This window comes from Bradyrhizobium sp. CCGE-LA001 (assembly GCF_000296215.2).
Lineage (GTDB): Bacteria > Pseudomonadota > Alphaproteobacteria > Rhizobiales > Xanthobacteraceae > Bradyrhizobium.
The window spans coordinates 61,198-86,055 of record NZ_CP013949.1 but is presented as its reverse complement, the minus strand read 5'-3'; the positions used below and the strand labels follow the sequence as shown (position 1 = coordinate 86,055).

The following is a 24,858-nucleotide window of genomic DNA, read 5'->3' as shown; positions in this document are numbered from 1 at the left end:
CTGTTCGCCGGACTGGAACGGTGCCGTAGGGTGGGCAAAGGCGCACTTGCGCCGTGCCCACCATCTTCGTCACTCGGAGTCAGCTTTAGTCGTGGGCACGCTTCGCTTTGCCCACCCTACGGCACCATTTGCGTGCCCCTACGCCACGCTCTCCAAAAACGCCTCTTCGGCCGCATGCACCGCATCGGGCGTGCCGACATGCATCCAGACGCCGTCGAGGCGCAGACCGAACAGCCGCTCCTGCTCGTTGGCGCGGTCGAACATCTTCGTCAGCGAGAATTCGCCCTTGGGTGCATTGGCAAAGATCGACGGCGACATGATCGCCGCGCCGGCATAGACGAACGGAACGACCTCTTTCTCCTTGCGCTTGCGCAAGGCGCCGTCGGCCAGCATGCCGTAATCGCCGCGGCCGCCATAGCCGATGCTGGTCGCGGTCGGCGCCATCAAGAGCAGGATGTCCATGCGCGCGGGATCGAAGTTCTCCGCAAGCCGGGTCAGGTTCGAGCGCACGCCGTCGATCCACAGCGTGTCGGAATTGACGTGGAAGAACGGCGCATCACCGAGCAACGGCAGCGCCTTGACCACGCCGCCGCCGGTGCCGAGCACCTGGTCGCGTTCGTCGGAGATGGTCACGCGCGGATGCTGGCGCGATGCGGTGTGATCGATGATCTGGTCCGGCAGGTAATGCACGTTGACCACCGCCTCGGTCACGCCGGCCTGGCCGAGCTTGTCGAGCACGTGGTCGAGCAGCGGCTGGCCCGCCACCGGCACCATCGGCTTCGGCATCTTGTCCGTCAACGGACGCATGCGCAGGCCGAATCCTGCGGCAAGCACCATGGCTTTGGTCGGTTTGACGGACATCCTTCGCTTTCTCAGATCCCTCGATTTCGCTTTCGCGGCAATCCTAGCATGAGCCTCGGCCAGCCGCACCGCATCCCAACCGCCTTAATTGCCCGCCGTGACGGTTGTACGACGGGTGTTGCAGTCATGCTCCAACAGCTGTGGAGCGGACCTTTTTCTTCTTGTCGCCCACTTTGAGGAAATTGACGCCGATCTGGTCGCCATTGACCCAGGCCAGCTCGCAGCGCCGGTACGCAAGTCCGGTTGACGACAGCAGCAGAAAAAATTCCTTCAGATGAAGCCCTTCCACCGAGCCGTCGATGGTCAGCTTGGCGCCGGTCTCGGAGACGTCCTCCATGGTGCAGTCGCGCCGCCAGGTGCCGTCGATGCCCATCATCTGGGCCGGAACTCCGCGCTCGAAAATAACCCGGCTATTTCCGCGCTGATCCGCTTTCGCCGCCATCCGCCTCGCTCCAGCCCCGTGATCATCCGGCGCCCTCGCTGTCAGAATAGCGACATCTTGGCTAACGGCCGGTAAACCGGTCCTGAATCAGCCTGGCGGCGGGACGTTGGCGAGATACCAATCGCGCAACGGGCCAAGCGTGGGATGCGCCAGCGAGCGCTGGAGATAGGTCCAGATCCGCGGCTGGTGACGCAGATAATGCGGCTTGCCGTCGCGGCGGTTGAGGCGGGCGAAGGTGCCGAGCAAGCGCGTGTTCCGCTGCGCCGACATGATGGCGTAGAGCTCGGCGAAGCCGGCAGCATCGAAGCCGGGATCGTTCGCACGGCGCGCCTTGATGTAGCGCGACAGCAGCGTCAGCTCGATATTCTCGGGCACGTCGATGCGGGCGTCCTGGAGCAGCGACACCACGTCGTAGGATTGCGGACCGAGCACGGCATCCTGGAAGTCGATCACGCCGACGCGCTCGATGCCGCTGCGGTCCCCGAGCCAGATCAGATTGGGCGAGTGGTAGTCGCGGATCACCCACGTCTTCGGCGCCGCCAGCGGCTTTTTCAGCAGCGCGCGCCACATCGCGAAAAATTCCGCCCGCGCCGCTTCGCTCAGCGGCGCGTTGCGGTCGGGCAGATACCATTCCGGCATCAGGCCGATCTCGATCAAAAGCGCGTCGATGTCGAAGACCGGGATGTCGTAGCCTTGGCCGGCCAGCGGCAGGGTTTCCGGCAGCGACTTGGCGTGCAGCATGGCCAGCACGTCCACCGCAGCCTCGTAACGCTCGGGAATCGGCCGCGGCGGCTCGCCTTCGATCACGCCGTCGCTGCCGAAATCCTCGGTGATCAGGAAGCCATGGTCGAGATCGGAATGGTGGATGGCCGGGGCCGAAATGCCCTGTGCGCGCAGGGCTTCGTCGATCGCGACGAAGGGCTTCACATTCTCGGCAAGATGCACCGCGGCGCTATAGGATTTTCCATTGTACGTCGCAGCGCCGTCGGGCCGCTGCGGGAAGTTCATGAGGATGACGATCGCCTCGTCGCGCAGCAGCCGCGCATAGGAGCGGGTCGAAGCGTCGCCGGGCATGCGTTTGCGCGTCGCATTCATGTAGCCGGAGGCATCGAGGAATTCGCGCAGCGCCTGCAGCCGCGCGACGATGGCGGCGCACTTGCCGTGACCGGTGACGTCGGCGGCGCGTGCAGTCGAGCCCAGCGCCGGCCGATGCGTCAGCGCGATGTCGATGCGGTCCTGCGGCATCGCCGAGGGCGCGCGCTCCGGCCACTCGATCAGGACCAGCGTGGCATCGGGCAGCGGCGACAGGCCGATCTCCTCAAGCTCGCTCTCGTCCTCGACGCGGTAGAGATCGGCATGCAGCACGGGGAAGGGCGGCAGCTCGTAGCCCTGCACCAGCGTGAAGGTCGGGCTCGGCACTTCCAGCGCGTCGTCGGCGGCGAGATAGCGGATCAGGCTGCGCGCCGCCGCAGTCTTGCCGGCACCGAGATCGCCGGTGAGGGTGATGACATCGCCCGCGCCGACCAACAGCGCGAGGTCGGCCATCAATTGCGCCGTGGCCGTCTCGTTGTGAAGCGCGACGGAGAATGTGACGGGCTCGGTCATTCGGCGGCGTCGCGATGCGCCGCCTGGTCGGTCGGGAAATCGCAGATCACGACCGTGCCCCGGCCGACGATCGAATCCACCCGCACCTTGCCGCCATGCAGCTCGACGAAGGAGCGCACCAGCGACAGGCCGAGCCCGGCGCCGCGGTGACGCGAGCCCTGCGAGCGGCTTTCGAACCAGTTGAACACCTTGTCCTTCATGTCGGCGGGTATTCCAGGTCCCGAATCTGTCACGGTGAAGACCACGCTGCGTTCGGTGCGGCGCGCGCTGATCCCAACGGTGGAATCCTGTGGAGAAAACCCGACGGCGTTGGCGAGGAGGTTATAGAGCACCTGCACCACGCGCTTCTCGTCGCCGATGAAGCTGCCGATATCGGGCGCGATCTCGACCTTGAGGCGGATACGGTCGGTGGCAAGCCGGTCCTGGATGCCTTCGGCGGCAAGCTCGATGGTCTTGCTGACGTCGACCGGGCCGAGCTCCAGCTTCATGGCGCCGGCATCGATGGTGGCGAGGTCGAGGATGTTGTTGGTCAGCGCCAGCAGTGCGTTGGTCGATTTGGTGACGTATTCGAGATATTCGGCCTGTTTCGGCGTCAGCGGCCCGGTGGAGGGATCGCTGAGGAAATGCGCGAAGCCGATGATGGTGGTGAGCGGCGAGCGCAGCTCGTAGGAGACGTGGTGGACGAAATCCACCTTCATCTGATCCGCGGCCTCCAGCGCCTCGTTGCGCTCGCGCAGCGCGCGCTCGACGTTCTCGGTGTCGGTGATGTCCTGGAACGTCAACATGGTCGCGCCGTCATGCAGCGGGCGGATCATGCCGTCGAGCACGCTGCCGTCCTTGCGCTCCAGCTTCAGCGGCACGTCGGCGCGGTTCTCGATCGAGGTGATGGCCTCGCGGATCTGGCGCCAGACCACGGGGTCATCGAACAGCTGATGGCACCAGCCCTCCACGGTCTGGATGTGCGGCTCGTCGCGCATGGCATCGGCGGACAGCTTCCACATCCGGACGAAGGCCGGGTTGAACAGCTGCGCCTTGCCGTTGCTGCCGAACACCGCGACGCCCTCGGCGAGGCTGTCCAGCGTCTCGCGCTGGACCCGGATCATGCCGTCGAAGCGGCGGGCCAGCTCGAGGCTCTCGGTGACGTCGTCGAACAGATAGGTGACGCCGCCTTCGGGATTCGGCGTGGTGACGACGGACAGCGCGCGGCCGTCCGGCAAGTACCAGGTGTCCTTGGCGGTCTCGACAGCGCGATAGGCCTCGTGCAGCTTGGCCTTCCAGGCGCGGAAGTCCGGCTGCTCGGGCAGCTTGCGCGCGGCGCGGAGCTGGTCGAGCACGCTGGAATCGTCAGGGTTGGCGTCGAGGAAAGTGCGATCGAGGTCCCATAGCCGGCGATAGGAATCGTTGTAGAAGGCAAGGCGGCGCTGGCCGTCGAACACGGCGACGCCTGATGACAGCTGGTCCAGCGTGCGGCGATGCGCCTCCGCCATGCGCACGAGCGCCGAGCTCAGCGCATCCGCTTCGCTGGCATCGATGGCGACGCCGACACTGCCGCTGCCGACATTGACCGCGCGCACGTCGTAGATGCGCCGCTCGCCGCTGATGACGATCGGCAGTCGCGAGTTGAAAGTGGCAGCGTCCTTCAGGCCGCGCTCCATCGCGGTGCGGTCGGCACTGTCGAGCAGCTCGAGCTTGCGCTCCTGGGCGTCGGTGACGCTGGCGCCCTCGGTCGCGCGGACATAGGCCGGATTGGCATAGGTCAACGCGCCGTTCTCGCCCTTGGCCCAGATCGGCCAGGGCGCGGCGGCGGCGAAGCCACGCAGCATCTCGGTCTCATCGGAGAGCGCCTTGTAGCGCAGATGGGTCTCGGCGAGGTCGCGCCGCAGACCCGAGAGCTCGCGAATCCGGACAATGGCCTGGCCGCCGATGGCGCGGCCGATGGCCTCGAGCGTGTGGCCATGCGCGGTGGTCAGCGTGAGCTGGAATCCGTCGCCGCGCTCGCGCAGCGCGTCGACAGCGTGGTCCATCTGGAGCGCCGGTTCCGGCGGGAGCCAAGTTCCGAAAGCGAGCACGCGCTGCGGCGAGGAATCACGCGGCAGCACCATGGAGATATCGCCGGAAATCTGCGCGCGATTGTCGCCGGCCGGCCAGGAGATCAGGATCTGCGGTTCGGCGAACAGCAGCGCGCCGAATCGGTCGGCCTGGAGTTGCAGTTCCCCGATCCGTGCGCGTAGCCGGGCCTCGTTTTTAGCGGTGCGCACGCGCGTGCGCATCAAAAGGATGGCCGCCATCACCGAGAAGCCGAGCAGGGCCAGCGCGGTGGCGAGCACCGCGAGTTCCTGCCGGTTGAAATCCAGCATGATGGAGAGAGTGTCGATGACGTCGGCGGCCTCAGCCGGCGCAGCCGGCAGCAGAGCCGCCAGAGCGCCTCCCAATAGGCCGTTGCGCACGAGCGATGTGCACGACAGCAGCGTCCGACGCATCGACACGATCACGCCTGACATAGTTGCCCCAAGATCGCACGGATTTGCGCGCGACGACCCCCGTCGCGCGCGAATCAAAAGACAATACCCTCACCGTGACTCCGCCGGTAAGAGTCCAGATCGTGAACGTAAAGGCGGCCCAAGAAAAATGCGGGATGCGTTGTTCAAGCCACGCAATTCTTCGGATGATTCGGCTGGGATTGCCGTGCGTTAGCGGCCGGTCGAGCCGAAGCCGCCGGCGCCGCGATCGGTTGTCGACAAGGTGGCGACGGGAACCAGCTCAGCCTGCACCACGGGGGCGATCACCATCTGGGCGATGCGCTCGCCGCGCTTGATCACGAACGGCGTCTGGCCGTGATTGATCAAGATCACCTTGATCTCGCCGCGGTAGTCCGCATCGATCGTGCCCGGCGAGTTCAGCACGGTGACGCCGTGCTTGGCTGCAAGCCCCGAGCGCGGCCGCACCTGGGCCTCGTGCCCGGGCGGCAAGGCGATGGCGAGCCCCGTCGGCACTAGCGCATATTGGCCAGGCGCCAGCGTCAGCGGCTCGCTCTCCAGCACGGCAGCCATCAGGTCGAGGCCGGCGGCCTCGGCGGTCTGATAGGCGGGCAGCGGCAGGCCTTCGGCATGAGCGAGGCGTTGCAGTTCGACGGTGACCTTCGTGCTCAAGATGCCGGCTCCGGGGATTTCTCGGTCACGCTTTTCGTGACATGCGCGACCAGTTCGATAGCGACCTGTTCCTTGGTCATCACCGGCCAGGAATCAACTGCGATCTCGCCGTCCTTCGCACCATTCTTGCGGCTGATGAGATGGACGGTGTTGCGGTCGCCCCCCATCACGCCGGTGGCGGGCGAGACGTCGTTGGCGACGATCCAGTCGCAGCCCTTGCGGGCGAGCTTCGACTTGGCGTTGTCGATGAGGTGCTCGGTCTCCGCAGCAAAGCCGATCACCAGCGGCGGGCGCTTCTCGGTCAGTTTTGAAATCGTGGCGAGGATGTCGGGGTTTTCCACCAGCTGAAGCGGGGGCATGCCGGCCGCGGTTTTCTTCAGCTTCTGCTCGCCTTCATTGGCGACGCGCCAGTCGGCGACGGCGGCGGCAAAGATTGCGATGTCGGCGGGAAGCGAGGCCTGCACCTGCTCCAGCATCTGCCGCGCCGATTCGACATGTTTCACCGTCACGCCGGCGGGATCGTCGAGATCGACGGGGCCGCTGACCAGGATCACCTCGGCGCCAGCCGCCTGCGCGGCGGCGGCAATGGCAAAGCCCTGCTTGCCGGAGGAGCGGTTGGCGATATAGCGCACCGGATCAATCGGCTCATGGGTGGGGCCGGCGGTGATCAGCACGCGCTTGCCGGCGAGCGGCTTCGGCACCGGCGGCCGCAGCAGCCGCTCGGCGGCATTGGCGATCTCGATGGCTTCCGACATGCGCCCTGTCCCGGCTTCGCCGGCTTCCGCCATCTCGCCGGAATTCGGCCCGATCAGCACCGCGCCATCGCGCTGGAGCACACTGACGTTGCGCCGAGTCGCTGCGTTGTTCCACATCAGGGGGTTCATCGCCGGCGCCAGCAACACCTTGCGGTTGGTCGCGAGCAGGATGGCGCTGGCGAGATCGTCGGCATGGCCGTTGGCCATCTTGGCCATGAGGTCGGCGGTCGCCGGCGCCACCACGATCAGGTCGCAGTTGCGGGCCAGGCGAATATGGCCGGCGTCGAACTCGCTCTGAGGGTCGAACAAATCGGTATAGACGCGTTCATGCGACAGCGCGCTCACGGCCAGCGGCGTGACGAATTGCTGCGCGGCCTTGGTCAGGACGCAGCGGACCTCGATGCGGCGCTCCTTGAGCCGGCGGATCAGGTCGAGTGATTTGTAGGCCGCGATGCCGCCGCCGATGATCAGGGTGACGCTGGCCTGGGGGAGGGCGCCGGTGCGCTGGGGCGTCGGGGTGGTAGAAGACGCTGCCGGTGGCACAGCAAATGGCGTCAGCGGCTCCTCACGACCCTCGATCAGCTCCCGCAGGATGACCCGGACCTCTTCCTCGACCGACCTGTGATTCTTGGCCGAGCGCAGCCGCAGATAGGTTTTGACGCCCTCGTCGAGCTTGCGGATGGTCAGGCTTGCCATGACGCGTCTCCAGCGGAATGATAGCGATGCTATCAATCCGTTGATTGCAGTGCAATCACAAATTCCGGACTGCGATCAGGATTCCGATGAAGGTGGCGGCGATGATCCACAGCGCCACGGTGCGCCAGCGGTTCTTGCGCCCCTCGCTGCGTCCCATGGCCGCAATGCTTTCCGGCGACAGCCTGATGCCCTCGCGGGTCATGGTCTCGAGCTGCTCGAGTACTTTCACGGATCGCTCCGCGATCTCCGGCAGGCGCATTAGCACCCGCGCGATGTCTCCGGTACCCGCGAGCGCGCCCTGCACCCGGCCGATCGGCCCGAGATTGCGCTCGATCCATTCGCGCACCACGGGGTCGGCGATCTTCCAGATGTCGAGCTTGGGATCGAAACCGCGCGCGACGCCTTCGACCACCACCATGGTCTTCTGCAGCAGGATCAGCTCCGGCCGCGTCGTCATGTCGAACAGGCCGGTGACCTCGAGCAGCAGCGTCAAGAGCCGCGCCATCGAGATCTCCTCGGCGGTGCGGTTGTGGATCGGCTCGCCGATGGCACGGATGGCCTGTGCGAAATTCTCCACCGAATGATGTGCGGGCACATAGCCGGCTTCGAAATGCACCTCGGCGACGCGGCGATAATCGCGGGTGATGAAGCCGAGCAGGATCTCTGCGAGGAAGCGTCGCTCCTTCATGCCGAGCCGGCCCATGATGCCGAAATCGACCGCGACCAGCCGGCCGGCGTCATCGAGGAACAGATTGCCCGGATGCATGTCGGCGTGGAAGAAGCCGTCGCGCAGCGCGTGCCGCAGGAAGCTCTGGATCACCTTGCGGCCGAGATCGGGCAGGTCGACCTGGGCCTCCGCCAAGCGCTTGTGATCGTTCAGGGCGATGCCGTCGATCCACTCCATCGTCAGCACATTGTGCGTGGTGCGGTCCCAGTCGACGGCGGGCACGCGGAAATCAGGATCGTCGCGCGTGTTCTCCGCCATCTCCGACAGGGCCGCGGCCTCCAGCCGCAGGTCCATCTCCATGGCGACCGAGCGCGACATGGTGTTGATGACTTCGATCAGGCGCAGGCGCCGCGCCTCGGCAGAATAGGCCTCGGCCTTGTGTGCGACGAAGAAGAAATCGGAGAGGTCGCGGCGGAACCGCGCGGCGACGTTGGGCCTGAGCACCTTGATCGCGACCGACCTGCGGACGCCGTCGCGCAGCACCTCGCCGCGATGCACCTGCGCGATCGAGGCGGCCGCGACCGGCGGACCGAAGCTCGCAAACACGTCCTTCAGCGGACGTTCCAGCGAAATGGCGATCGTCGCTTCCGCTTCCGCCTGCGGAAACGGCGGCAGGCGGTCTTGCAGGCTTTCGAGGTCGCGCGCCATGATGACGCCAACGACGTCGGGGCGCGTCGCCAGGAACTGACCGAGCTTGAGATAGGCCGGGCCCATCCGCGTCAGAGCGCGCGAAATCCGTGGTCCCTGCTTGACGCCGCGGCGCTCAATGATGCGCGCCAGCTTGAGCGCCAGCTGTCCCGGCGGCGGCACCAGGCTCGGATCGACCGAACCGAACACGCCCTCGCGCGCAAAGACGAGCGCGGCGCGGATCAGGCGCGTAATGTGGGTGATGGCAGAGATCACAAACGCCAGCCTGAATGCAGTGCGACGATGCCGCCCGAGAGCGTCTGCCAGCTGACGCGGGCAAAGCCGGCGTCGCGGATCATGTCGGCGAAGACGGCCGGCTTTGGAAACTTGCGGATCGACTCGACCAAATACTGGTAGGACTCGGCATCGCCCGTGACCATGCGGCCGAGCGGGGGGATCACCTTGAACGAAAACAGGTCGTAGAGGCGATCGAGCCCGGGCATCTCGACGGTGGAGAACTCCAGACATAGGAAGCGGCTGCCGGGCTTCAACACGCGATAGGCCTCGCGCAGCGCAAGATCGATCTGCGGCACGTTGCGGATACCGAAAGCGATCGTATAGGCATCGAAGCTGCGATCGGCAAAGGCGAGCGCTTCGGCATTGCCCTCGACGAAATCGACCTTGCTTTCGAGATGCCGCTTGATGGCGCGCTCGCGCCCCACCGCCAGCATGTCGGCGTTGATGTCGCAGACCGTGGCATGGAAGCCGGGGCCCGCTGCCTTGGCGGCGCGAAACGAGATGTCGCCGGTGCCGCCGGCCACGTCGAGCAGCGCGAACGGCCGGTCGCTTCTCGGCGGGTCGAGCGCGTTGATCATGATGTCCTTCCAGACCCGGTGCAGGCCGGCGGACATCAAATCGTTCATCAGATCATAGCGCGATGCCACGCTGTGAAACACATCGTTCACCAGCGTCTGCTTGTCCCCCAGGGGAACGTCCCTGTAGCCAAAATGCGTGGTTTCGCCCGGCCGATCCATTACTCTACTCCACTGGGCGGACCATAGCGCGCCCGCCGCAATGGCGCTATCACACCGCCCTCATAAGGTGAATGCCCGATCATGCCTGAATTGCCCGAAGTCGAGACCGTCCGCCGCGGCCTTCAGCCCGTCATGGAGGGTGCGAAAATCCTGGTCGCGGAGGCCCGCCGGCCGGATCTGCGCTTTCCGTTCCAGCCGGATTTCGTGGCGCGGCTCAAGGGGCAGGTCGTCACCGGGCTCGGCCGCCGTGCAAAATATCTCATGGCCGATCTCGCCTCCGGCGACGTGCTGCTGATGCATCTGGGCATGTCGGGCTCTTTCCGCGTCATCAAGCCGGACAACGACGCGCAGCCCGGCGAGTTTCATTATCCGAAGGGCAAGGATTCCGCGCACGACCATGTGCTGTTTCGGATGTCCTCCGGCGCCGACATCGTCTTCAACGATCCACGCCGCTTCGGTTACATGAAGGTGATCGCGCGCAATGCGCTCGATGACGAACCGCTGCTGCGCGGGCTCGGCCCGGAACCGCTCGGCAACGAGTTCGATGCCGCGATGCTGGCGCGGTCCTGCGCTGGCAAGATCACGAGCCTGAAGGCGGCGTTGCTCGACCAGCGCGTGGTCGCCGGCCTCGGCAACATCTATGTCTGCGAGGCGCTGCACCGCTCGCATCTGTCGCCGCGCCGGATCGCGGCGACCTTATCGACAAAGAAGGGCGAGCCGACCGATCACGCCAAGCGATTGGTCGGCGCGATCCACACCGTGCTCAACGATGCGATCAAGGCCGGCGGATCGTCACTGCGCGACCATCGCCAGACCTCGGGCGAGCTCGGCTATTTCCAGCATTCCTTCAAGGTCTATGACCGCGAAGGCGAGACATGCACGACGCCGCGCTGCGGTGGCACGGTCAAACGGTTCACGCAGAACGGCCGATCGACCTTCTGGTGCTCGAAATGTCAGAAGTGAGTGGGGGCGCGCGAAGCAATCCGGCCGGGCTGGTGGCCGGATTGCTTCGTCGCTGAGGTCCTTCCCGGATGGTAAAGGGCCGGCTGTCGCCTGAGCGATCGCCCCGCTCAGGACGCCAGTGTCGTGGTCTCGTCAGCCGAGAGCTCTGTGGCCGCATGCAGCATGCCATCGGCCGCTGACATGACCTGGTCGATCAGGACGCTGGTGGTGGCTTCGAGCTCGAGCCGGTTTTCGATCCAGCGCCAGAGGCCGCGGATCTCGTCCGCTGACTTGCCGTTCGGCGCGAATTCGCTCACCGCGAGGCCGTTCGCGAGCGAGTCCTGGTGATCGTTGCGCATGACGATCAGCGGGCGCGCGAGCACGTCCGAAAGATCGAGCGCGGCTTCCTCGGCGAGGGTGTTGGCGGCGTTGTCGATGCGCTGGCCTCGGATCGGCGTCTGGTTCAGCACGAAGCTGTAAGGCCGCTTCCAGGCGCGCGCGACGCTGAGCGTCGAGACGGTCGCTTCGATGTCGGCGACGGTCGGACGGGCTGGGATCAGGCAGAGATCGGAATGGCGAATCGCCGCGGTGGTGGCGGCGCTGAGGCCGGCTGCGGTGTCGACGATCGCGAGCTGGAGTCCGCTGTCGGCCAGCATTTTCAGCCGCGGCGCGATGTCGGCGGCATGATAGATCGGTTCCACCACGAGATCATCGGTGCTGCGGCGGCGCTGCCAGTTGGACAGCGTGCCCTGCGGGTCGGTCTCGATCAGGCGAACGGTGAAGCCGGCCTGCTTGGCGGCCAGCGCAAGGCCAATGGCGAGCGTGCTCTTGCCGCTGCCGCCCTTTTGGGTGGCCAGTACGATCGTGTGCATTGAAGATCAATCCTTTGGAGTGCTTGGGTCAGGAAAACGCCACGCGAACGTGCATCGCTTCGCGATGCTGAGCTCTTCTCGCTCAGGACGTGCCCTGCCCGATCCAAAGGGGACCGCGGATGTCCGAATCAATAAAGGCGAGGGTGGCAGAATTGGGAATGTCAGCTAATCCGTACCAATACTGGACCCGTAGTCGCGCGTATGATGTGCTCGCCGCCGTGAACAAAAGGGCGGGCGGCATGGGCGGAAACTGGCGCGATCGGACGGCAACCACTTTTGAATGTCAGAAGATGCCGGCGGTCTCGAGCCGCGGCATGGTGGTCAGCAACCATCCCCTGGCCTCCAGCGCCGGCGCGGAGATGCTGGCTTCTGGCGGCAATGCCATCGATGCTGCCATCGCGACGCTGTTTGCCCTGACCGTGGTCGAGCCAATGATGGTCGGGATCATCGGCGGCGGCATGGCGCACATCCGGCTCGCCGATGGCAGCCATCGCTTCATCGATGGCCAGAGCACCGTGCCCGCGGCGGTGCGTGACACCACCTACACGTCCGAACCAGGCTCGGCTCATGACGTGTTCGACACCGTCGGCAACGAGAATCTCAACGGTCCGAAGGCGGTCGCAGTGCCGGGCTCGCTGAAGGCCTGGTGCGAGACGCTGCGCCGGTTCGGCACCATGAGCCTCGCCGACATCATGCAGCCCGCAATCAAGCACGCCGCGCGCGGCTACGCGGCGACGCCCTATTTGCGCGAATGCATCAGCGAGAGCGCTGAGGAGATGCGCAAGGACAAGCCAATCGCGGCGATCTATCTGCCGGATGGCGAGCCCCTCAAGGTCGGCGAGCGCGTGGTGCAAGCCGAATATGCCGAGACGCTGCGCCATATCGCCGACCACGGCGAGAAGGCGCTCTACGAAGGGCCGTTGGGCGACATCCTCGTCGACTACATGGAGAAGACCGGCGGCTTTATCCGCCGAAACGACCTCACGAGCTACAAGACGGTCGAGCGGCAGCCGATCCGCGCCGACTATCGCGGCTGGACCATCTTTGGTCCGCCGCCTCCCGCCGCCTCAGGCGTGCACATTGCGCAGATGCTGAACATCCTAGAGGACTACGATATCGCCGGCCTCGGCTTCGGCACACCCGAGACCATCCATTATCTCGCGGAGGTCCTGAAGATCGCCTTTGCCGATCGCGCCGCGGCCAGCGGCGATCCTGACTATGTCGGCGTGCCCGTGGAAAAGCTGACCTCGAAAGCCTACGCCGAGGAGCGCCGCCGCGCCATCGATCCGGCCCGGGCGCAGGCCTGGGGCGCGGGCGTCTCTCAGCTCGAGGGCGCTCACACCACGCATATGACGGCAGCGGATGCCTTCGGCAACGTGGTCGCGACCACGCAGACCATCAACAATCTGTTCGGCGCTAAGATCATGATCCCGGGTCTGGGCGCCATCGCCAACAACTACATGAACCTGTTCGATCCCCGTCCCGGCCATGCGCTGTCGCTGGCGCCGGGCAAGCGCGTCACCACGTCGATGTCGCCGATGATGGCTCTGCGCGACGGCAAGCTGCGCTATGCGCTCGGCCTGCCCGGAGGCAAGCGCATTTTCCCGAGCGCGATGCAGGCGCTGGTCAATCTGATCGACCACGGCATGAGCCTGCAGGAGGCGGTCGAGGCGCCGCGCGTCTGGACCGAGGGCAACGCGCTCGAAGTCGAACAGACGGTGCCGGAGAGCGTCCGTACGAAACTTACGGAGATGGGCCACGAGGTCCTGCCGGTCGCGACCGTCGCCGGCGGCATGAACGGCATCGCCTTCCATGAGGACGGCACCATGACCGGCGCGGCATGCTGGCGCGCAGATGGCACGCCGGTAGGAATTTCGGGCGGACTGGCAAAGGGCGGGATCCGCTTCAGATTGAGCTAGCCCTCGTGCCCCGACTCTGCAGCGCATAGCGATGCGCTGCAGAGTCGGGGCCCAGGGGTTTCTTGCATGGAATGTGGATGCATGGGTCCCGGCTCTACGCAGCAACGCTGGCGCGTTGCAGCGCGTCCGGGACACGAGAGTTACTTTCGCACGCAGATCACGCGGACGACGGCGGCTTTCGCGTCGCTCGACGTGCCGTTGGCAGTGACGTCTTTCGCCTTGAGGAAATTGCGCACGATCTCACCGGAGACCATCAGCGCCTGTGATGCCGGCGCCGTCGCGGGTCCTGCGACCATCGCGGGCTTCAATAGCGCGATCCCTGCGAACTTACCGTCGACGTCGACCGCCGGGCTGCCGGAGAAGCCGACCGGGGGTGGCGGCGACAGCGCGGCATTGCCGGGCGTCACCGGCGCCAGCGTCGCCTTGAGGCCCGACACGCCGGCCGCGCCGCCCTGGCTCTGCGGATCGGCAATGCCGATGACGTCGATAGTCGTGCTCGCTGCACCGCCGGCAAGGCCGAGCGGCTTCAGGCCGCGTGCGCCGTAGATGCGCAGGAGCGCGAGATCGTGCTCCTTGTTCTCGGCGATGCGATCGGCATTGCCGTAGCCGCCGATTGTGATCGCGAGACAGCCATCGGTGACGAGGCGGTCGGTGACGATCGCGCCGTCGTCACTGACGACGATCCCAGTGCCGTATTCGACGGTCTTGCGCGGCGGCGGTCCGGCCTGCGGTCCCAGCGGGAACGCATTGAAGGCGCTCGACATCGCGATCACCACCGGCTCGACCGTGTTCTCGGTCGCCTGGTCGTAGAGGATCGTCATGGTGCGGACTTCGTCGCCCTTGAATGTGCCGCGGACGTAGAACTTCTTCTGGCCCTGCAATCCCGACAGCACGAAGAAGTCCGGCTTCACCACGGTGTAGTCGACTTTGCGTCCGGACGGCTCCTTCTCGAGATCCGCGAGCTTGGCCGAGGTCGGGTTCACTTCCTTGCGGCGGCTGAGAACCACCTGCACCGTTCCTGTCGGTGACGTCCATTTCGATCCGTTGGCGTCGCTTGCCTGCTGCGGCACCAGCTTGCCGGGAATGCCGAGGCGGGCGCCGCTGGTCGGCTCGGTCACGATCTTCCAGCCGACGCTCTCCTGCTTCTTGCGGGCCGTCTCGGCGAGCGCGGCGCGCTCCTGCGGATTGAGCACGCCGGTCGGCTTGCCGCCCTTAGCCTTCTGGTACTCCTTGATGGCGCTGACCATGCGCTCGCTGACGTCGCCGGTGATGGCACCGTTATATTGGCCGACCCAGGCCAGGTCGGACTGGAGCGAGAGCCGCTCTGGCTTGGTCATAGTGTCAGCCGTCGCCGACGGCGTTTGCGTCGCAGGCGGCTTGACCGGAACGGTCTGGACCGTTTTCGGGGTGGTGCCGGGCACTTGGGCCGTCGTCATCTGTGCCTGCGCGCCCGTGGCGGTCGCGAACATCAGTGTTGCCGCAAGCATCGATCTCATGACAAATCCAGCCAGTCCATTGAACGCCAAAACATTGAAAAGCATGCCATCGAAGCACATCTCGTTGGTCGCGAACAATGTAGCGGTGGTTCAGGCCCGAGGCCGAGCCAAGCAAACAGGCCCTCATCCTGACGAGCGGCCTCTTGGCCGCGTCTCGAAGGATGGCAGCGGGCGAGATCGGGGCCTGCATGGTTCGAGACGCGCGTTCCGCGCTCCTCACCATGAGGATCGAGAGCAAGGGCGTATTAGGAGAGGCGTACGACGATGCTGAGCCCGGACGAACTCGAACGCTATGCCCGCCATATCGTCCTGCGCGATGTCGGCGGTCCCGGTCAGGCTGCGCTGAAGCGAGCCTCGGTGCTGGTGATCGGCGCCGGCGGGCTCGGCGCGCCCGCCTTGATGTATCTGGCCGCGGCCGGTATCGGCACGCTCGGCGTGGTCGACGACGACGTGGTGTCGCTGTCCAATCTGCAGCGCCAGGTGATCCATACGACGCCCGACATCGGCCGGCACAAGGTCGAGAGCGCGGCCGAGCGAATTGCGGCGCTCAATCCGCATGTCCGATTCATCGGTCATGCCACCTGGCTCAACGCCGACAATGCGCTCAACCTGATCAGCGACTACGACCTCGTGCTCGACGGCTCCGACAATTTCTCGACGCGCTATCTGGTCTCGGACGCCTGCTTCTTCGCCAAGCGGCCGCTGATCACGGCGGCGCTCGGCACCTTCGACGGTTCGCTCACGACCATCCGCGCGCATGAGACGAACGAAGCGGGCGAGTTCAATCCGACCTATCGCTGCCTGTTTCCCGAGGCGCCGCCGCCCGGCACGGTGCCGGCCTGCGCGGAGGCCGGCGTGATGGGCGCGCTCGCAGGCGTGCTCGGCTCGATGATGGCGCTGGAAGCGATCCGCGAGATCGTCGGCTTCGGCGACGGCCTTGTCGGGCGTCTCCTGATGATCGATGCGCGCGCAATGCGCTTCGAGACGCTGCGCTACTCGCGCGATCCTGCCAATCCGCTCAACGGCGATGGGCCCGTGGTCACCGACCTCAGCGCCCATCGCACCTGACCGCCATTACTTGCTGGCCGGCTTCTCGCTGTCGAGATGCGCCATCTGCTCGGCCGCGTAGCGCGTGCCGGCTGCGACGTTGGGCGGGAAGGCTTCGGCCAGCGTCGCCAGATGGGCCGGTGTCAGCATGACGCTGGTCGCGCCGAGCGCTTCGGTGAGACGATTGCGGGTTCTTGCGCCGACCAGCGGCACGATCTCCTTGCCCTGTGCCGCGACCCAGGCGATCGCGACCTGTGCCGGCGTTGCGCCGATCTCGGTGGCGATCGCACGCAGCGAGTCCGCCAGCGCGAGATTGGCGTCGATATTTGCGCCCTGGAAGCGCGGCGTCATCAGCCGGTAGTCCTTGCCGCCCTTGCCGCTGTCCTTGGTCCAGTGCCCGCTGATCAGCCCGCGCGCGAGCACGCCATAGGCGGTGATGCCGATGCCGAGCTCGCGGCAGGTCTGCAGGATATCGCGCTCGATGCCGCGCTCGATCAGGGAATATTCGATCTGCAGATCGGAGATCGGATGCACGGCGTGCGCGCGGCGGATGGTGTCCGCCCCGACCTCGGACAGGCCGATATGCCTGACATAGCCGGCCTTCACGAGATCGGCGAGGCCGCCGATGGTCTCCTCGATCGGCACGTGCGGATCGAGCCGCGCCGGACGATAGACGTCGAGGTAGTCCGTGCCGAGCCGTTGCAGCGAATAGGCAAGGAAGTTCTTGGTCGCAGCAGGCCTCGTGTCCATGCCCGCGAATTCGCCGGCCGGGCCGCGCAGTGCGCCGTACTTGACGCTGAGCTGAACCTTGTCGCGCGGCACAACCCTCAGCGCCTCGCGGACCAGCATCTCATTGTGGCCCATAGCGTAGAAATCGCCGGTATCGACGAGCGTGATGCCGGCATCGATCGCCGCCTGCACCGTGGCGATGGCCTCCCCGCGATCGGCGGAGCCATAGACGTCCGACATGCCCATGCAGCCGAGCCCGAGGGCGGATACGGTGGGGCCGGTCGAACCGAGTTTGCGCTGTTCCATGATGGCTCTCCTTGAAAAGGCGGCTGACGGCGCCGCGTGACGCGGCCAGATATGCGCCCGCTCCATTGCGCCGATAAGCTGGACAATCAGGAATGCCTTGTTCACATTAGCGAACAATGGCCGAGCCTGACCTGCGCGATCTCGACGTCTTCGTAGCGGTGGCCCGCACCCGCAATTTCCGCCGCGCGGCGGTCGAAATTCGCGTGTCGGTGTCGAGCCTTAGCCAGCGTCCGCGGGACCTGGAGGAGCGCCTTGGCGTCCGCCTGGTGAACCGCACCACCCGCAGCGTTGCCCTGACCGAGGCGGGCGAATTGCTGCTGTCGCGCGTGGCGCCGGCGCTACGCGATGTCGGCGATGCCCTGGACCAGGTCCGGGGCCTGCGCGAGGTCGCCGCGGGCCGCCTGCGCATCAACGCGCCGCCGCCGGCAGTGGATCTGGTGCTGGCGCCGATGGTCGGGCCGTTCCTGCAAGCGCATCCGCAAGTCGATCTCGACATCGTCTCCGAGAGCGGGTTCGTCGACATCGTCAGCGGCGGTTACGACGCCGGCGCGCGCTATGGCGAGCATCTCGCGCAGGACATGGTGGCGATCCCGCTGAGCGGCCCGCAGCGTTACGTCGTCGTCGCTTCGCCCGACTACATCGCGCGGCGCGGCAGGCCGAAACATCCGAAGGATTTGCTGGAGCACGATTGCATCCGCCCGCGCTACTCGAGCGGCGTCATGCACGATCTCGAGTTCGAGAAGACCGGCCAGATCGTGAAGGTCGATCCGCCCGCGAAGCTGATCTCGACCAATATGAATCTCGCCATGCGCGCCGCACTGGACGGCGTCGGCGTCTGGGCAACGATGGATGGTTATGTGCACGAGGCCCTGAAATCCGGTGCACTGGTCAGCTTGATGGAGGACTGGTGCGAGCCGTTTCCGGGACCGTTCCTGTACTATCCGAGCCGCCGCCAGGTGCCGCCGGCACTGCGTGCCTTCATCGATTTCGTCGCGGACTGGCGCCGACGCAGGGCCGATAAACCCTAGAGCATGCTCGGCAGCACGCGATCCGGCGGCTTGTGGGCGTCGAGGAAGGTGCGGATGTTGATGATCACCTTCTCGCCCATCTCGACGCGGCCTTCGATCGTGGCCGAGCCCATATGCGGCAGCAGCGTGACCTTGCCGGCCTTGGCGAGCCGCACCAGCTTTGGATTGACCGCGGGCTCGTGCTCGTAGACGTCGAGCCCGGCGCCTCCGATCTCACCGCCTTCGATCAGCTTGATCAGCGTGTCCTCGTCGGTGACCTCGCCGCGCGCGGTGTTGACGATGTAGGCGTCCTTGCGGATCAGCTTCAGCCGGCGCGCCGACAGCAGATGATAGGTTGCCGGCGTGTGCGGACAGTTCACCGAGATGATGTCCATCCGCGCCAGCATCTGGTCGAGGCTTTCCCAATAGGTCGCGCCCAGCTCCTCGGCGATGACGGGGGCCACTGGGCGGCGGTTGTGATAGTGGATCTGCAGGCCGAAGGCGCGGGCGCGGCGCGCCACCGCCTGGCCGATGCGGCCCATGCCGATGATGCCGAGCCGCTTGCCGCCGATGCGGTGGCCGAGCATCCAGGTCGGCGACCAGCCCGCCCAGGGTTTTCCGTCGGTCAGGATCGAGGCGCCTTCGATCATCCGCCGGGGCACCGCGAGGATCAGCGCCATGGTCATGTCGGCGGTGTCTTCGGTCAGGACTTTCGGCGTGTTGGTGACGGTGATGCCGCGGGCATGCGCGGCCGCGACGTCGATATTGTCGACGCCGTTGCCGAAATTGGCGATCAGGCGGAGCTTGCAGTCGGGCTGGTTCACGACCTCGGCGCTGATGTGGTCGGTCACGGTGGGGACCAGCACGTCGGCGGTGCGCGCGGCCTCGAGGATCTGCTCGGGCGACATCGGCGTGTCGTCCAGATTGATCCGCGCATCGAACAGCTCGCGCATCCGCGTCTCGATCGAATCCGGCAGCTTGCGCGTCACGACGACGAGGGGCTTTTTCTTCACCGACATGTCCTGCTCTCATGAAGCATCGCAAGCCGCCTTTGTCGCCAAAGGCCGGCCGTTGAGGCCTCATTAACCCGGTTGTTCGACACTGCCCTTGCCGTGTCGTCCCCGGCGCTTCCTTCAAGCTCTCCCGACGTTTCCAGGCCGGAAAATCGGGGCAAACTGGTTGTTCAAGCGTCCGTCCTCTCTAGCAGAAGGCCGGGCCAAGACAAGAACCACGGGTTCGGGCTTCGGACCTGGCTTGGGAACATCCGCGTGGGGCGGGACAGGGCTGACGCGGCAGCGGTTTTGGAATTTGGGGTGGGGGTCCGGCGAGGCCGGGCCTTCGACAGGAGACGGGTTGATGGCGTTGGGGCGTTTTTGTTCGGTGATGGCGCTCGTTTGCACCTGGTTGAGCGCCTCGGTCAGCCCCTCGCATGCGGCGAAGGACAACACGACCCAGAGCGCCAGCGGCCTGCCGGTGCCGCGCTATGTCAGCCTCAAATCGGATCACGTCAACGTTCGCGCCGGCCCGACCAAGGACAATGACGTGGCCTGGGTCTATACCCGCGCCGGCCTGCCAGTCGAAATCACCGCAGAGTTCGAGAACTGGCGCCGGGTGCGCGATTCCGAAGGTGCCGAGGGCTGGGTCTATCACTCACTGCTGTCGGGTCGCCGCACCGCGGTCGTCACCATGAAGCACAAGGACGACCTCGCGCCGATCTACGACCGCCCCGATCTCGACAGCGCGGTTGCGGCCAAGCTCCAAGCCGGTGTCGTCACGCAGGTGAAGAAGTGCACTGCAAGCTGGTGCTACGTCACCGGCAACGGCTTTGAAGGCTGGATCCAGCAGGAGCGCCTTTGGGGCGTCTATTCGGACGAGAAGGTGAACTGAGGTTGTAGGAGCTGCTGCCTCAGTCGTCCTGCCCGAGCTTGTCCCGGGCATCCACGTACTTCCACGCTTGGCCCAAGAACGTGGATGGCCGGGACAAGCCCGGCCATGACGACAATCTCAGCGTTTTAAGACGATCTCAGCGCTTCTTGCGCAGGCGCACGACCATGTCGATGCGCGCGATCTCGTAACCCTCCGGCACCTCCGGCATCTTGGACAGCGCCAGATGCGGATCCTCGATGTCGACCAGCTCGTGGCTGTTCTCGAGGTAATAGTGGTGGTGGGTGGTGACGTTGGTGTCGAAATAGGTCTTGGTGCCGTCCACGCTGACCTGGCGGAGCAGGCCCGCATCGGTAAGCTGGTTCAACGTATTGTAGACGGTCGCCAGCGACACCGGAACTTTGGCCAGGGTCGCTTCCTCGTAGAGCATTTCAGCCGTCAGGTGGCGCGCGCCCTTGCCGAACAGGAGCCAGCCAAGCGCCATGCGCTGGCGCGTCGGACGAAGCCCCGCAGACTGGAGCATTTCGTTGACGTCATGCCACGGGCAGCCCGTCAGCGCCGGCTGGCGGCCGGACAGGAGAGCCGCAGCGTGGACGTCGTCGTCGTGATGGGGCGCTGAATTCTCGCTCATTTCCAGATTTCGGGCACGCGTGAACAATATCTCTCGGCAATATAAGAACAGAAAGATGCAGATGCAAGTTTCTCGCAACTAGAGAGGTTCTAATCAGGTTTGGAACCGAGCAAGGAAGCCGTCATTTTACCTTCATGGACGCGCTTTGCCACCTGAATAGCCTGTGTTAGAGAGCGCGCGGTTCCGCCTAGCCGATTTTGGCGCAGCCGGGCATCGTGGCCCGGTCCGCAGTCCATTCGGGGCTTGCGGGAGCAGCACCTGACGGTAGCAATTGGCGTTGCTCACCGATTGAGACGGGACCCATTTTCGCCAAAAAACGTCGCTCAATCGGATTGAACAGAGGCTCGTGCATGCTGAACAGGCGCAACGGTTACGAATACGAAGATTTGCTGGCATGTGCCCGCGGCGAGATGTTCGGTCCGGGCAATGCCCAGCTGCCGCTGCCACCGATGCTGATGTTCGACCGCATCACGGAAATTAACGACAAAGGCGGCGAGTTCGGCAAGGGGGTGGTTCGCGCCGAGCTCGACGTGAAGCCCGACCTCTGGTTCTTCGGCTGTCACTTCAAGAATGATCCGGTGATGCCCGGCTGCCTCGGCCTCGATGCGCTGTGGCAGATGGTCGGCTTTTATCTCGGCTGGATCGGCGGCGAAGGTCGGGGCCGCGCGCTCGGCTTGAACGAGCTGAAATTCAGTGGTCAGGTGCTGACCGAAGCCCGCAAGGTTGTGTACAACGTCGATATCAAACGCGTGATGCGGGCAAAGCTCGTGCTCGGTATCGCCGACGGGTGGCTTTCGGTCGATGACCAGATTATTTATCGCGCCAAGGATCTGAAGGTCGGCCTGTTCAAGCAGGGCACGAGCCTGGGCTGAGCGCATTATCCAAGAAGACAACGATGAGGCGAGGCTGACATGAGGCGGGTTGTGGTCACCGGAATGGGCATCGTCTCGTCCATCGGAAACAACACCCAGGAAGTGCTTGCGAGCCTTCACGAGGCGAAGTCGGGCATTTCGCGGGCTGAGAAATACGCCGAGCTCGGCTTCCGTTCGCAGGTCGCCGGCGAACCATCGCTCGATCCCGCGACGGTGGTCGACCGCCGCGCGATGCGTTTCCTCGGCCAGGGTGCCGCTTGGAATCACGTCGCGATGGAGCAGGCGATCCAGGATTCCGGCCTATCACCGGATGAAGTCTCCAACATCCGCACCGGCATCATCATGGGCTCCGGCGGGCCCTCGGCGCGCACCATCGTCGAATCCGCAGACATCACCCGCTCCAAGGGACCGAAGCGCGTCGGCCCGTTTGCAGTGCCGAAGGCGATGTCGTCGACGGCCTCCGCGACGCTCGCGACCTGGTTCAAGATCAAGGGCGTGAACTATTCGATCTCGTCGGCCTGCGCGACGTCGAACCATTGCGTCGGCAACGCCTATGAGACGATCCAGATCGGCAAGCAGGACATCATCTTCGCCGGCGGCTGCGAGGAGCTGGACTGGTCGCTGTCGGTGCTGTTCGACGCCATGGGCGCGATGTCCTCGAAGTACAACGACACGCCCGCCACCGCCTCGCGTCCCTACGACCTCAATCGCGACGGCTTCGTCATTGCCGGCGGTGCCGGCGTGCTGGTGCTGGAAGAGCTCGAGCATGCCAAGGCGCGCGGCGCACGCATCTATGGCGAGATCGTCGGCTATGGTGCGACCTCTGATGGCCACGACATGGTGGCGCCGTCGGGTGAAGGTGCCGAGCGCTGCATGCGCATGGCGATGTCGACGGTGAAGACCAAGGTCGACTACATCAACCCGCACGCGACCTCGACGCCCGCCGGCGATCCGCCGGAGATCGAGGCGATCCGAAAGGTGTTCGGCGTCGGCGAGAAGTGCCCGCCGATCTCGGCGACCAAGGCGCTGACCGGGCACTCCCTGGGCGCGACCGGCGTGCAGGAGGCGATCTATTCGCTGCTGATGATGAACAACGGCTTCATCTGCGAGAGCGCGCACATCCAGGAGCTCGATCCCGTGTTCGCCGACATGCCGATCGTGCGCAAGCGCATCGACAACGTCAAGATCGGCACCGTGCTGTCGAACTCGTTCGGCTTCGGCGGCACCAACGCCACGCTGGTGTTCAGCCGGCTGGATGCGTGAGGCCTTGCGTTCGCATTGGTAGTTTTTCGTCATGGCCGGGCTCGTCCCGGCCATCCACGTCTTTGCTACCGGCTGCGGACAAACGTGGATGCCCGGGACGAGCCCGGGCATGACGGACAGCGGAGAGTAATCGCGAGATGGAAGGTTTGATGAAGGGCAAGCGCGGTCTGATCATGGGCATCGCCAATGATCATTCGATCGCCTGGGGCATGGCGAAGACGCTGCATGCCCACGGTGCCGAGCTGGCCTTCACCTTCCAGGGTGAGGCCCTCGGTAAACGCGTCAAGCCGCTGGCGGAGCAGCTCGGCGTCGATCTGGTGCTGCCGTGCGACGTCGAGGACATCGCCAGCGTCGATGCGACCTTCGCGGCGCTCCGCGACAAGTGGGGCAAGCTCGACTTCGTGATCCACGCGATCGGCTTCGCCGACAAGAACGAGCTGAAGGGCCGCTACGCCGACACCAGCCGCGAGAACTTTTCGCGCACCATGGTGATCTCCTGCTTCTCGTTCACAGAGATTGCGAAGCGTGCGGCCGAACTGATGACCGAAGGCGGCAGCATGATCACGCTGACCTTCGGCGCGTCGGAACGCGCGATGCCGAATTACAACGTGATGGGCGTGGCCAAGGCGGCGCTGGAAGCCTCCGTGCGCTATCTCGCCGCCGATTTCGGACCGCGCGGCATCCGCGTCAATGCGATCTCCGCAGGTCCCATCCGCACGCTCGCCGGCTCAGGCATCGGCGAGGCGCGCGCGATGTTCGCCTACATGCAGAAGCATGCGCCGCTGCGCCGCGGCGTCACGCTCGACGAGCTCGGCGGCTCGGCGCTGTATCTGCTGTCGGACTTGTCCGGCGGCGTCACCGGCGAGATCCACTATGTCGATTCCGGCTACAACGTCATCCTGATGCCGAGGCCGGACGATTTGAAGACGCAGGACTAACCCGCCGCGATTGTCTCCGCGCGCTGGAATGCCGGGCGCGCCATGCAGCGCGCAAGGTAAGCGTCGAAGGCCGGCCGCGGCGGCACCATCTTGAACAGCCGCACCGCGAAATTCAGGCCCGAGCCGATGGTGATGTCGGCGGCGGAGAAATCCTCGCCGAGAATCCACGGGCCCTTCTCGAGCGCAGCTTCCAGCACGTCGAAGACCTGGGTCGCGCTGCCCCACGCTGCGGTCGAGGTCGGGATCTCGATCTTGGTGAAGATCTGGATGATGGCCGGCTCGATGCAGCCCGGCGAGAAGAACAGCCATTGCAGATAGCGCGCACGGCGCGGATCGGTCACCGCAGGCGCGAGCCTGGCCTCAGGATAGCGATCGGCAATGTAGGCGCAGATCGCAGCCGCCTCGCCGAGCGATGCGTCGCCGTCGGTCAGCGCCGGCACCTTGCCCATCGGGTTGACCTTGAGGAATTCCGGCGCCTTCTGCGCGCCGGTCGAGATGTCGGTCAGCACGCGCTCATAGGGCAAGCCGCTTTCTTCCATCAGCCAGAGCGTCGTGAACGAGCGCGAGCGAGGCGACCAATAAAGCTTGATCATCGGGCGTTTCCTTTGTTCTCCCACCGATAATACTTCATCATGAACCCGTTCGACGGCTCGACCTCTTCCTTCTCGAACACAAACCCTTCGCGCTCGTACCAGCGCCAGGCCTTTTCGTTTTCGCGCACGCAGCGCAGATGCATCTCATCGGGCATTTGCGTGCGCGTGAAGGCGAGCAATCTCCGTCCCACCGATTGGCCCTGATAGGCGGGCGCGACGAAAAGCATGTCGAGATAGAGCTTTGGCAGATGCAGCGCCAGCATGGCGGCGATCGTGCCGCGATCGTCGGCGACGAACAGGCTCCAGCCGTTCTCGATCTCGCGCCGGATACGCGCACGCAAGTTTGCCAGCAGAAAGTGGCTCGCCTCGCCAAGTCCTGTCGAGACCCAGCTCTCCATCCAGACGCGGCCGACCTCATCATATTCGTCCGGGCGGGCGTCGCGAATGACGGGCTGTGACATTC

Annotated in this window: 23 protein-coding genes; 8 read left to right on the top strand and 15 right to left on the bottom strand. The window is 65.3% G+C overall.

Features of this window, described 5'->3' with window-relative positions:
- Positions 1–138: 138 nt before the first annotated feature.
- From BCCGELA001_RS00370 to ubiE, 8 genes are all read right to left on the bottom strand, one after another.
- Positions 139–861, bottom strand: coding sequence for a nucleotidyltransferase family protein (locus tag BCCGELA001_RS00370; protein ID WP_008540040.1), 723 nt, complete (start codon positions 859–861; stop codon positions 139–141).
- Positions 862–985: 124 nt separating this feature from the next.
- The gene (locus BCCGELA001_RS00365; RefSeq protein ID WP_008540042.1) at positions 986–1,303 is read right to left on the bottom strand and encodes a PilZ domain-containing protein; all 318 of its coding nucleotides are present in this window, start codon (positions 1,301–1,303) and stop codon (positions 986–988) included.
- An 87-nt stretch (positions 1,304–1,390) separates the two neighbouring features.
- Entirely contained in the window at positions 1,391–2,908 is a 1,518-nt protein-coding gene (gene tsaE / locus BCCGELA001_RS00360) for a tRNA (adenosine(37)-N6)-threonylcarbamoyltransferase complex ATPase subunit type 1 TsaE (RefSeq protein ID WP_008540044.1), read from the bottom strand.
- Positions 2,905–5,409, bottom strand: a complete 2,505-nt coding sequence (locus BCCGELA001_RS00355) for a PAS domain-containing sensor histidine kinase (protein WP_060734354.1) — start codon at positions 5,407–5,409, stop codon at positions 2,905–2,907. Before BCCGELA001_RS00355 ends, tsaE begins: the two co-directional genes overlap by 4 nt.
- A gap of 189 nt (positions 5,410–5,598) precedes the next feature.
- The gene (gene dut, locus BCCGELA001_RS00350; RefSeq protein WP_008540055.1) at positions 5,599–6,057 is read right to left on the bottom strand and encodes a dUTP diphosphatase; all 459 of its coding nucleotides are present in this window, start codon (positions 6,055–6,057) and stop codon (positions 5,599–5,601) included.
- Entirely contained in the window at positions 6,054–7,508 is a 1,455-nt protein-coding gene (gene coaBC, locus BCCGELA001_RS00345) for a bifunctional phosphopantothenoylcysteine decarboxylase/phosphopantothenate--cysteine ligase CoaBC (RefSeq protein ID WP_060734353.1), read from the bottom strand. Before coaBC ends, dut begins: the two co-directional genes overlap by 4 nt.
- Positions 7,509–7,563: 55 nt before the next feature.
- A complete protein-coding gene (ubiB, locus tag BCCGELA001_RS00340) occupies positions 7,564–9,138 on the bottom strand; it encodes a 2-polyprenylphenol 6-hydroxylase (RefSeq protein WP_060734352.1) in 1,575 nt (524 codons plus the stop codon).
- The gene (gene ubiE, locus BCCGELA001_RS00335) at positions 9,135–9,896 is read right to left on the bottom strand and encodes a bifunctional demethylmenaquinone methyltransferase/2-methoxy-6-polyprenyl-1,4-benzoquinol methylase UbiE (RefSeq protein WP_060734351.1); all 762 of its coding nucleotides are present in this window, start codon (positions 9,894–9,896) and stop codon (positions 9,135–9,137) included. Before ubiE ends, ubiB begins: the two co-directional genes overlap by 4 nt.
- Positions 9,897–9,977: 81 nt before the next feature.
- On the opposite strand from ubiE, the gene mutM reads away from it, so the two are divergent.
- Positions 9,978–10,859, top strand: coding sequence for a bifunctional DNA-formamidopyrimidine glycosylase/DNA-(apurinic or apyrimidinic site) lyase (mutM, locus tag BCCGELA001_RS00330; RefSeq protein WP_008540079.1), 882 nt, complete (start codon positions 9,978–9,980; stop codon positions 10,857–10,859).
- A gap of 107 nt (positions 10,860–10,966) precedes the next feature.
- On the opposite strand, the gene BCCGELA001_RS00325 is transcribed toward mutM, so the two are convergent.
- Entirely contained in the window at positions 10,967–11,710 is a 744-nt protein-coding gene (locus BCCGELA001_RS00325; protein WP_008540081.1) for a ParA family protein, read from the bottom strand.
- Between the two features lie 239 nt (positions 11,711–11,949).
- Here BCCGELA001_RS00325 and ggt point away from each other — a divergent pair, with 239 nt between their 5' ends.
- Entirely contained in the window at positions 11,950–13,629 is a 1,680-nt protein-coding gene (gene ggt / locus BCCGELA001_RS00320) for a gamma-glutamyltransferase (protein ID WP_060737428.1), read from the top strand.
- A gap of 140 nt (positions 13,630–13,769) precedes the next feature.
- On the opposite strand, the gene BCCGELA001_RS00315 is transcribed toward ggt, so the two are convergent.
- Positions 13,770–15,125, bottom strand: a complete 1,356-nt coding sequence (locus tag BCCGELA001_RS00315; RefSeq protein WP_060737427.1) for a serine protease — start codon at positions 15,123–15,125, stop codon at positions 13,770–13,772.
- Positions 15,126–15,389: 264 nt separating this feature from the next.
- Here BCCGELA001_RS00315 and BCCGELA001_RS00310 point away from each other — a divergent pair, with 264 nt between their 5' ends.
- Positions 15,390–16,193 carry a HesA/MoeB/ThiF family protein gene (locus BCCGELA001_RS00310; RefSeq protein ID WP_008540093.1) on the top strand — a complete coding sequence of 268 codons (804 nt, stop codon included), beginning with the start codon at positions 15,390–15,392 and terminating at the stop codon, positions 16,191–16,193.
- Between the two features lie 6 nt (positions 16,194–16,199).
- Here the strand turns inward: BCCGELA001_RS00310 and BCCGELA001_RS00305 are convergent, their stop codons facing one another.
- Entirely contained in the window at positions 16,200–17,207 is a 1,008-nt protein-coding gene (locus BCCGELA001_RS00305; RefSeq protein WP_008540095.1) for an aldo/keto reductase, read from the bottom strand.
- A 116-nt stretch (positions 17,208–17,323) separates the two neighbouring features.
- Between BCCGELA001_RS00305 and BCCGELA001_RS00300 the strand changes: the two genes are divergently transcribed.
- Positions 17,324–18,235, top strand: coding sequence for a LysR family transcriptional regulator (locus BCCGELA001_RS00300; RefSeq protein ID WP_008540096.1), 912 nt, complete (start codon positions 17,324–17,326; stop codon positions 18,233–18,235).
- Here BCCGELA001_RS00300 and BCCGELA001_RS00295 read toward each other — a convergent pair.
- A complete protein-coding gene (locus BCCGELA001_RS00295) occupies positions 18,232–19,233 on the bottom strand; it encodes a 2-hydroxyacid dehydrogenase (RefSeq protein WP_008540098.1) in 1,002 nt (333 codons plus the stop codon). The two genes, BCCGELA001_RS00300 and BCCGELA001_RS00295, sit on opposite strands and share 4 nt — an antisense overlap.
- Before the next feature lie 337 nt (positions 19,234–19,570).
- Here BCCGELA001_RS00295 and BCCGELA001_RS00290 point away from each other — a divergent pair, with 337 nt between their 5' ends.
- Complete coding sequence (locus BCCGELA001_RS00290) at positions 19,571–20,101, top strand: SH3 domain-containing protein (RefSeq protein WP_060734350.1); 531 nt, start codon at positions 19,571–19,573, stop codon at positions 20,099–20,101.
- Between the two features lie 136 nt (positions 20,102–20,237).
- Here BCCGELA001_RS00290 and irrA read toward each other — a convergent pair whose 3' ends face one another.
- Positions 20,238–20,729 carry an iron response transcriptional regulator IrrA gene (gene irrA, locus BCCGELA001_RS00285; protein ID WP_008540102.1) on the bottom strand — a complete coding sequence of 164 codons (492 nt, stop codon included), beginning with the start codon at positions 20,727–20,729 and terminating at the stop codon, positions 20,238–20,240.
- 350 nt (positions 20,730–21,079) lie between these two features.
- Here irrA and fabA point away from each other — a divergent pair, with 350 nt between their 5' ends.
- The 3 genes from fabA to fabI all read left to right on the top strand — a co-directional run bounded on the left by fabA (position 21,080) and on the right by fabI (position 23,802).
- Positions 21,080–21,601: a bifunctional 3-hydroxydecanoyl-ACP dehydratase/trans-2-decenoyl-ACP isomerase gene (gene fabA / locus BCCGELA001_RS00280; RefSeq protein WP_008540104.1), complete on the top strand. Its 522-nt coding sequence runs from the start codon at positions 21,080–21,082 to the stop codon at positions 21,599–21,601.
- Positions 21,602–21,640: 39 nt separating this feature from the next.
- Positions 21,641–22,864, top strand: a complete 1,224-nt coding sequence (gene fabB, locus BCCGELA001_RS00275; protein WP_008540106.1) for a beta-ketoacyl-ACP synthase I — start codon at positions 21,641–21,643, stop codon at positions 22,862–22,864.
- Between the two features lie 137 nt (positions 22,865–23,001).
- Positions 23,002–23,802, top strand: a complete 801-nt coding sequence (fabI, locus tag BCCGELA001_RS00270) for an enoyl-ACP reductase FabI (protein WP_008540107.1) — start codon at positions 23,002–23,004, stop codon at positions 23,800–23,802.
- Here fabI and BCCGELA001_RS00265 read toward each other — a convergent pair.
- Both BCCGELA001_RS00265 and BCCGELA001_RS00260 read right to left on the bottom strand, forming a co-directional pair.
- The gene (locus tag BCCGELA001_RS00265; protein WP_008540109.1) at positions 23,799–24,395 is read right to left on the bottom strand and encodes a glutathione S-transferase family protein; all 597 of its coding nucleotides are present in this window, start codon (positions 24,393–24,395) and stop codon (positions 23,799–23,801) included. The two genes, fabI and BCCGELA001_RS00265, sit on opposite strands and share 4 nt — an antisense overlap.
- Positions 24,392–24,856, bottom strand: coding sequence for a GNAT family N-acetyltransferase (locus BCCGELA001_RS00260; protein WP_008540111.1), 465 nt, complete (start codon positions 24,854–24,856; stop codon positions 24,392–24,394). The genes BCCGELA001_RS00265 and BCCGELA001_RS00260 overlap by 4 nt, the downstream gene beginning before the upstream one ends.
- Positions 24,857–24,858 lie beyond the last annotated feature (2 nt).